Origin of the sequence: Kitasatospora aureofaciens, assembly GCF_001188955.3 — a bacterium.
In the GTDB taxonomy this organism is placed as follows: domain Bacteria; phylum Actinomycetota; class Actinomycetes; order Streptomycetales; family Streptomycetaceae; genus Kitasatospora; species Kitasatospora aureofaciens.
On sequence record NZ_JPRF03000094.1, the window covers coordinates 1 to 5,948 of the forward strand.

General features: G+C 78.0%; 1 protein-coding gene. It reads right to left on the minus strand.

Annotated elements, in window-relative coordinates:
* Window positions 1-5,948, minus strand: a 5,948-nt coding sequence (locus tag HS99_RS38750; protein WP_244916012.1) for a type I polyketide synthase, incomplete at both ends; no start/stop codon positions are given.

Sequence of the window (5,948 nt, forward strand, 5' to 3'; positions counted from 1 at the left end):
GCAGTTCGCCGTGCCGCAGCGCGAGCACCGTCCGGATCACCCCGGCGACCCCGGCGGCGGCCTGGGTGTGGCCCAGGTTGGACTTCACCGAGCCCAGCAGCAGCGGGAGTTCACGCTCCTGCCCGTAGACGGCGAGCAGCGCCTGGGCCTCGATCGGGTCGCCCAGCCGGGTCCCGGTGCCGTGCGCCTCGACCGCGTCCACCTCGGCGGGCGACAGCCCGGCGTCGGCCAGGGCCGCCCGGATCACCCGCTGCTGGGAGGGCCCGTTGGGGGCGCTGAGTCCGTTGCTGGCGCCGTCCTGGTTGACCGCGCTGCCGCGCACCACCGCCAGCACCGGGTGCCCGTTGCGCCGGGCGTCCGAGAGCCGCTCGACCAGCAGCACGCCGACGCCCTCGGAGAATCCGGTGCCGTCGGCCGCCTCGGCGAAGGGCTTGCAGCGGCCGTCCGCGGCCAGGCCGCGCTGCCGGGCGAAGTCGACCGGGATCATCGGCGTGGACATCACGGTGACGCCGCCGGCCAGGGCCAGCGAGCACTCGCCGCCGCGCAGCGCGCGCACGGCCAGGTGCAGCGCCACCAGGGAGGAGGAGCAGGCGGTGTCCACCGTCACCGCCGGGCCCTCCAGCCCGAGCGTGTAGGCGACCCGGCCGGAGGCGACACTGACGGCGTTGCCGGTGTTGACGTACGGGGCGGCCTCCTCGGGGATGCGGGCGACCCGGTCGAGGTAGTCGCTGGAGGACAGGCCGGCGAACACTCCGGTGCGGCTGCCGCGCAGGGTGCCGGGGTCGATGCCGGCCCGTTCGACCGCCTCCCACGCGGTCTCCAGCAGCAGCCGCTGCTGCGGGTCCATGGCCAGCGCCTCGTTGGGGCTGACGCCGAAGAAGTCGGCGTCGAACCAGGCGGCGGCGTCGAGGAAGCCGCCCTGGCGGGTGCGGGAGGAGTCCGGGTGGTCGGGGATGCCGTCGTAGAGCCGTTCGAGGTCCCAGCCGCGGTCCGTGGGGAAGCCGGCGACGGCGTCGGTGCCGCCGGCCAGCAAGGTCCACAGCTCCTCGGGGGAGGTGACGGCGCCGGGGAAGCGGCAGGCCATGCCGACGATCGCGACCGGTTCGTCGGCGGCGCCCGGCGCGGTGCCGGCCGCGGGGCCGGCGGTCCGGCCGCCGAGGCCCTCGGCCAGGTGCCCGGCGAGCGCGCCGGGGGTGGGGTGGTCGAAGACCAGGGTGGCGGGCAGCCGCAGGCCGGTGGCGGTGTTGAGCCGGTTGCGCAGTTCGACGGCGGTCAGCGAGTCCAGGCCGAGGTCGCGGAACGGCCGGGTGGCGTGGACCTGTTCGGCCGAACCGTGGCCGAGGACGGCCGCGGTGCAGCCGCTCACCAGGTCGAGCAGCGCCGCGTGGCGCTCGGCCGGGCCGAGGGCCGCCAGGCGGGCGGGCAGTCCGCCTGCGGCAGGCCCGGACTGCGCCGTGCGGCGTGCCCGGGTGCGGACCAGGTCGCGCAGCAGCGGCGGGAGTTCGGCCGGGCCGCGGCCGCGCAGGGCGACGGTGTCCAGCCGGACGGGGACCAGCAGGGCGCGGCGGGCGGCGAGGGCGGCGTCGAACAGGGCGAGGCCGTCGGCGGTGTCGAGGGTGAGCGCGCCGGACTGTTCGGCGCGGGCGCGGTCGGTCGCGCCGAGGTGGGCGGTCATCGTGCTGGCCTGGGCCCACAGTCCCCAGGCCAGGGAGGTGGCGGGCAGGCCGCAGACCCGGCGGTGCTGGGCGAGGGCGTCCAGCCAGCTGTTCGCGGCGGCGTAGCCGCCCTGGCCGGGCGAGCCGAACACACCGGCGGCGGAGGAGAACAGGACGAAGTCGGCGAGGTCGAGGCCGCGGGTGAGGTCGTGCAGGTGGTGGGCGGCGTCGGCCTTGGGCCGCAGCACGACGGCGAGCCGTTCGGGGGTGAGGGCGTCGACCACGCCGTCGTCGAGGATGCCGGCGGCGTGCACGACGGCGGTCAGCGGGTGCCGGGCGGGCACCCCGGCCAGCAGGGCGGCCACGGCGGCGCGGTCGGAGGTGTCGCAGGCGGCGACCGTGACCTCGGCGCCCGAGGCGGCCAGCTCCTCGCTCAACTCCCGCGCTCCGGGGGCCTGGAGGCCGCGGCGACCGGCCAGCAGCAGGTGCCGCACGCCGTGTTCGGTGACCAGGTGGCGGGCGAGTTCGCCGCCGAGGGTGCCGGTGCCCCCGGTGATCAGTACGGTGCCCTCCCGGTCCCAGGGGCGCGGCACGGTGAGCACGATCTTGCCGGTGTGCCGGGCCTGGGCCATGTGCCGGAAGGCCTCCCGGGCGCGGGTGACGTCCCAGCAGGTGAGCGGGAGGGGTCGCAGCGCGCCCTGTTCGAACAGCTCCACCAGATCGGCGAGCATCTGCCCGATCCGCTCCGGGCCGGCCTCCTGGAGGTCGAAGGCCCGGTAGCGGGCGCCGCCGTGGGCCGCGGCGACCTCCTCGGCGTCGCGGACGTCCGTCTTGCCCATCTCGATCAGCCGGCCGCCGGGGGCGAGCAGCCGCAGCGAGGCGTCGACGTACTCCCCCGCGAGGGAGTTGAGCACCACGTCCACGCCCGCGCCGCCGGTGGCGGTGCGGAAGCGCTCCTCGAAGTCGAGGGTGCGGGAGGAGGCGATGGCGGTGCCGGGCAGGCCGTCGGCGCGCAGCAGGTGCTGCTTGGCCTCGCTCGCGGTGCCGTACACCTCGGCGCCCCAGAGCCGGGCGAGCTGGACGGCGGCCATGCCGACGCCGCCGGTGGCGGCGTGGACGAGCAGGCGTTCGCCGGCCCGGAGCCCGGCCAGGTCGCGCAGCGCGTAGTAGGCGGTGAGGAAGACCACGGGGACGGAGGCGGCCTGGGCGAAGGTCCAGTCCTGCGGGATCCGGGTGAGCAGGCGGTGGTCGGTGACGGCGAGCGGGCCGAAGCCGCCCGGGACCATGCCCATCACCCGGTCGCCGACGGCGAGTCCGGTGACGCCCGGTCCGGCCTCCCGGACGATGCCAGCGGCCTCGGAGCCGAGGTGCCGCGCCCCGCCGGGGTACATGTCGAGAGCGTTGAGGACATCGCGGAAGTTGAGGCCCGCGGCCCGGACCTCGATCCGCACCTGGCCGTCGGCGAGCGGTTCGGCGGCGTCCGGGCAGGGCAGCAGTTCGAGGTTGTCGACCGTGCCCTTGGTGCGGACGTCCAGGCGCCACGGGCCGTCGGGGACGGGCAGCGGCGCGGCGGTGTGGGCGTGGACCAGCCGGGGGGCGTGGACGGTGCCGTGGCGCAGGGCCAGCCGGGGTTCGCCGGCGGCCAGGGCTGCGGCGAGGGCGGCGGGCAGGGTGCGCCAGGAGGCGGGGTCGTCGTCCAGGTCGGCGAGCACGATCCGGCCGGGGTGCTCGTTCTGGGCGGAGCCGACCAGTCCGTGCACCGCCGCGGCGGGCAGGTCGTGGACGTCCTCGGCGGGGTCGGTGGCGACGGCCCGGCGGGTGACGACGAGCAGGGTGGCGTCCCCGCCGCCGGCCCCGTCTGCGTCCACGCCTGCGCCTGCGCCTGCGCCCGCGCCCGCGCCCGCGGCGAGGTGATCCCGCAGCACGGCGAGGGCGCCTTCGAGCGCGGCCCGCGGGTGCGGTCCGGTGGCCTGGTGGAGGACGACGCCGCCCCCGGGGCCGAAGCTGATCCCCGCCTCGGCGAGCGCGGCCGCGTGGGCGGGCGGTTCGCCGAGGACGGTCCAGCGGGCGGCGGCCGGAGCGGCCTGCGGGGCGGGCAGAGCCGGCCAGTCCAGGTGGTGGAGCGCCTCGCGGGCCACCCGGGCGGCCGGGTCGAGGGCGGCTCCGGTGAGCGGGCGCACGGCCAGGGCGTCGACGGTGGCCACCGGCCGTCCGGCCGGGTCGGTCATCCGGACGTGGACCGCGTCGGGTCCGGCCGGGGTGAGCGTGACCCGCAGCGCGGTGGCCCCGGCGGCGTGCAGGGTGACGCCGGTCCAGGCGAACGGCAGTCCGGGGCGGCCGCGCAGCGGGCCGAGCCCGGCCGGGTGGAGGGCCGCGTCCAGCAGGGCCGGGTGCAGTCCGTAGCGGGGGGCGTCGGGGCGGGCCGGCTCGGGCAGCTCCACCTCGGCGTGGACGGTGTCACCGAGCAGCCAGGCCGCGCGCACGCCCCGGAACACCGGGCCGTAGCCGTACCCGTCGGCGCGCAGGCCCGGGTACCAGCCCTCCAGGTCGACCGGCTCGGCCCCGGCCGGCGGCCAAGCGGCGCTCTCCGGTGCGGGCTCGGCGCCGGCCGGGCCGACCCGGCCCTCGGCGTGCCGGGTCCAGGCGTCCGGTGCGTCCGCCTCCGCGGGCCGGGTGTGCACCGCGACCGGGCGCAGGCCCGCGCCGTCGGGGGCGCCCAGTTCGATCTGCACCTGGAGGGCGCCGCGTTCGGGCAGCAGGACGGGCGCGTGCAGGGTCAGTTCCTCGATCCGGCCGCAGCCCAGCTCGTCCCCGGCCCGGACGACCGCCTCGACCAGCGCCGCGCCGGGAACGACCAGGGTGCCGGCGACGGCGTGGTCGGCGAGCCAGGGGTGGGTGTGCAGCGACCAGCGGGCGGTGGCCAGCAGGCCGCCGTCCCGGGCGAGCTCGACGGCGGCGCCGAGCAGCGGGTGCTCCGGCGCGGCGAGGCCGGCCGTGGTCACGTCGCCGCCGGCGGCACCCGGGCGCGGCCAGTAGCGCTGCCGCTGGAAGGGGTAGGTCGGAAGCTCGACGGGCCGGGGGTCGGCACCGGCGAAGCAGCGCTGCCAGTCCACCCGGGCGCCGTGCACCCGGGCGTCGGCCAGGGCGAGCAGGAAGCGGCCGAGCCCGCCCTCGTCGCGGCGCAGGGTGCCGAGGGCGGCGGCGGGCAGGCCGGCGTCCTCGATCGTCTCCTGGAGGCCGGTGGTGACCACCGGGTGCGGGCTGACCTCGACGAACAGCTGGTGTCCGGCCGCCAGCAGGGTGCGGGTGGCCTGTTCGAACTCGACGGTCCGGCGCAGGTTGCGGTACCAGTAGGCGGCGTCGAGCCCGGCGGTGTCGATGACCGCGCCGGTGACGGTGGAGCAGAACGGGATGTCGGCGCTGCGCGGGGCGATCGGGGCCAGCAGGTCCAGCAGCTCGCGTTCGATCCGCTCGACCTGGGCGGAGTGCGAGGCGTAGTCGACCGGGATGCGGCGGGCCCGTACGCCGGACCGCTCGCAGTCGGCGAGCAGTTCGTCCAGCGCTCCGGGTTCGCCGGAGACCACCACCGAGCCGGGGCCGTTGACGGCGGCGACCGAGATCAGCTCGCGCCAGCGGCCGAGCCGTTCGCGGACGGCGGTGACCGGCTCGGCCACCGAGACCATGCCGCCGAGGCCGGCCAGCTGCCGCAGCGCCCGGCTGCGCAGTGCGACCACCCGGGCGGCGTCGTCGAGCGAGAGCGCGCCGGCCACGCAGGCGGCGGCGATCTCGCCCTGGGAGTGGCCGAGCACGGCAGCCGGCCGGACGCCGTACGAGCCCCACAGCTCGGCCAGCGACACCATGACGGCGAACAGCACCGGCTGCACCACCTCGACCCGGTCGAGGCCGGGTGCCCCGGCGTCACCTCGCAGCACCGCGCCGGCCGTCCAGCCGGTGTAGGGCGCGAGCGCGGCCTCGCACTCGGCGAAGCGGCGGGCGAACTCCGGCGCGGTGTCCAGCAGTTCGAGGGCCATTCCGGCCCACTGGGAGCCCTGGCCGGGGAACACCAGGACCGGGTCGCCGTCGCCCGCGCTCCGGCCCTCCAGCACGGTGGGGACGGCCCGGCCCTCGGCCAGCGCGTCCAGACCGCCCAGGAGACCGTCCAGGTCCGGCGCGACCACGGCGGCCCGGTGCTCCAGGGCCGCCCGGGTGGTGGCCAGGGCGTGGGCGACGTCGTCGGGGGCGGGCCCGGCGGCGCGCACCCGGGCGGCCAGGCGGCGGGCCTGCTCGCGCACC